The sequence below is a fragment of the Sulfurovum sp. genome (assembly GCF_041562805.1).
Lineage (GTDB): Bacteria > Campylobacterota > Campylobacteria > Campylobacterales > Sulfurovaceae > Sulfurovum.
This window is the reverse complement of the sequence record NZ_JBFFOH010000239.1, coordinates 1-2,809: the sequence shown is the minus strand read 5'-3', so window position 1 is coordinate 2,809 and position 2,809 is coordinate 1. Positions and strand designations below refer to the sequence as shown.

Annotated in this window: 1 protein-coding gene; it reads right to left on the bottom strand. The window is 43.1% G+C overall.

Translation table 11 applies throughout. The annotated features are described in order from the left end of the window. Positions 1-165: 165 nt before the first annotated feature. Positions 166-2,809, bottom strand: a 2,644-nt coding sequence (locus ABYK33_RS15220) for a LamG-like jellyroll fold domain-containing protein (RefSeq protein ID WP_373034167.1), incomplete at its 5' end; no start/stop codon positions are given.

Below are 2,809 nucleotides of genomic sequence, written 5' to 3'. Positions count from 1 at the left end.
GCTTTTTGTACATTTGCCATAAATTGTCCTGAATTTTTCCAAGATTATGCACATTTTTGGCTTTGGTAGCCCTATCGTTCTTTTGCGAAGGAAAATCAGAAAGATTATTTAAGGGCAAATAACCTATCGAACACGTGGTTTAAAAATAGTCCCACTAAAATCCTCTTACTGTATATTATAAAGTTCTAAAATTTCTTCATCTGTCAAAATTCGATCAAAAATAGATATTTGATCTATATACCCCGTCATTCTATGCCGTGTATAACCACACGAGCTAAGATTACTTGGGTGAAGTGTTGCATTAGGTGTCTGAAGACCCGCTTGCATAAAGACCCCATTTATGTAAAGTCTAGGTGTGCCATTTTGAACAGTGACAGTAATAAAGTCCCATTCATTGAGTGGACCGGCATATGTTAAAAGACTTGGCATCAGACCTGCGCTGTGCATTGGTACCACAACGCCGTTAGTCCCAACACTTAATCCAATACCTACACGTTTTAATGAACTGGTACCTCCATGTGTTGGATAAAAAACCTCAGACTGACTACTAGATGAATAATACGCTGTACCAGATGTAGACATTGCAATCAACTGGATACTTTGCTGAGGCTTTACCCAGACAGACATAGTGAAATCACCTGTTTGTGCACCGATACCCAAACCAACACATCCACGCAAAGAATCAAAATAGACACTTCTTCCAAACTTACTAATGTCTGAAAACAATGGCGTTCCCGTAAGTTCTATTCCCTGCAAAGACATTACGTCATCTAAAGGGTGTATAACTATGGCTGACCCATCATTAAATGGATCAACAAGTCTTGTATGCATATATGGTGTTACTTCTATCTTGACTTCAACCCGTTCACTAACATCTTGGGCGTAAACAGCCTGAACACTTAAAAAATATTCCGCTTGAGATGTGTAATCCAGATTTGCAACTTTACTAACCTTTACTGTACCGTCAACATCAATTGTAAAATCTTCTTTCCCAATACCGTCAAGGCGCATCTCTATTATTGGTTCGCCATTTTCCTGAACTGGGAGATAACCGACAATAGTACCTGCTATAGCCTGATCACGGACCGTAGCAACAAGAGGTTGCAATGTTGCAACTTCAGGAATATCACGTATAGTGATCGTTACAGGTACCCTTTGGCTGACACCAAAGCTGTTGGCCGCCGAAGCATACAAATGGTAAAGGCTAGTCGTCTCGTAATTCAATAGTGCGCCTACGGCAACCGTTATCTCTCCATTCAAGTCAATTGCAAATAGTTCACTACCCGTACCTGTAAGAGAAAAGATATTCAGCGGAGCACTACCTTCATCAAAAGTTACTCTTCCTACGAGCGTATGTTCGATTACATTTTCATCGACTTCTCCACTAAACTCATATACTACAGGGGGTGAATCCGGCACATCTTCAACGACAATGTCTATTGTTGCTATATTACTGTCACCTATACTGCTGTGAGCAACGATGTTAAGTTGATAGCGGCTCGTGGTTTCATAGTCAAGAGTTGCATTTAATCGAATCGTACCGTTTGAATCGACGACAAATTTTTCACTACCGATTCCCTCTAATGTAAACGAGTCGATAGTGCTGTCCCCCTGTACATACAAAACCTTACCTATCAATACCTGAGGTGCAGTATCTTCTGATACTTTGATATATGTATCTTCTATACGAGGAGGAAGGTCTGGTACATCAATCACATTGATATGAACATTGACTTCTGCACTGGTTCCATGTGCGTTTCGGGCGAATGCTGTAAGATCGTATGATTGAAAGAGCTCATAATCAAACAAGGCAGTAGTTGAAACACTTATCGTTCCGTCATTTGCTACACTAAAGTACTCTGAACCCATTCCCATGAGATTAATCTCTTCAACGGGAGAGCTTCCCGACTGTAGTGTGATCTTACCTACAACTGCTTCTGCAGTAGCATCTTCACGTATGCTTCCACTAAAATCACTTAGCACAGGCATACCGATTTCCGGTGCATCATCGACAATGATGTTGACATAAATGCGGTTGCTCTGACCGTAATCCGATTGGGCTACGGCCATGAAAGAATATTCGTCCTTGACCTCGTAATTGAGGTATGAAGCCACACTCACCGTTCCATTAGCGTCGATGGCAAATGGTATGTTGTCACCGCCGAGTATGGTAAAGCCGGTGACAGGACCGACACCTTCACGTAATACTTCGATCGTACCTATCTCATGGCCGATCGGAGCATTCTCGCTGACACGTTCGACAAAGACCAGTTGGATAGCCGGGGTGTCAAACACATTTTTGACGGCAATGTTGACCACTACCGGTAAACTGCTGTTACCCTGTGCATTCGTAGCACTTACCTCTAACTTATAAGACGATTGACGCTCATAATCTATCTGAGCACCCTCGGCAACATAAATATCACCACTAATGTTGACTGTAAAGTCATCACTTCCTTCACCTGTCAAGTCTATGGACGTTACCGTGCTCTCTGCATCCTCAAAGACGATTTTGCCTGCCAACGTACCCGGCGGTGTGTTCTCGACAAGCGGTGTGATCTCTAACGACGTCGCATACGGGGCATTTGGAAGGTCAGCCACCTCTATGATGACTTCAGCACCCAAGCTGCTGATACCACTTTCATTTATGGCGACGGCTTCGAGTTTATACAGCGGCATTGCCTCCATATCGAACGATGCCCCCTGCGCGACCCGGAAGACACCTTTAGTATCGACCGTGAAGTTTTCATGCCCTTCACCGCTTAGCGTTATAGTTGTAATCGCACTGGAACCTTCACTTGCAATCTCT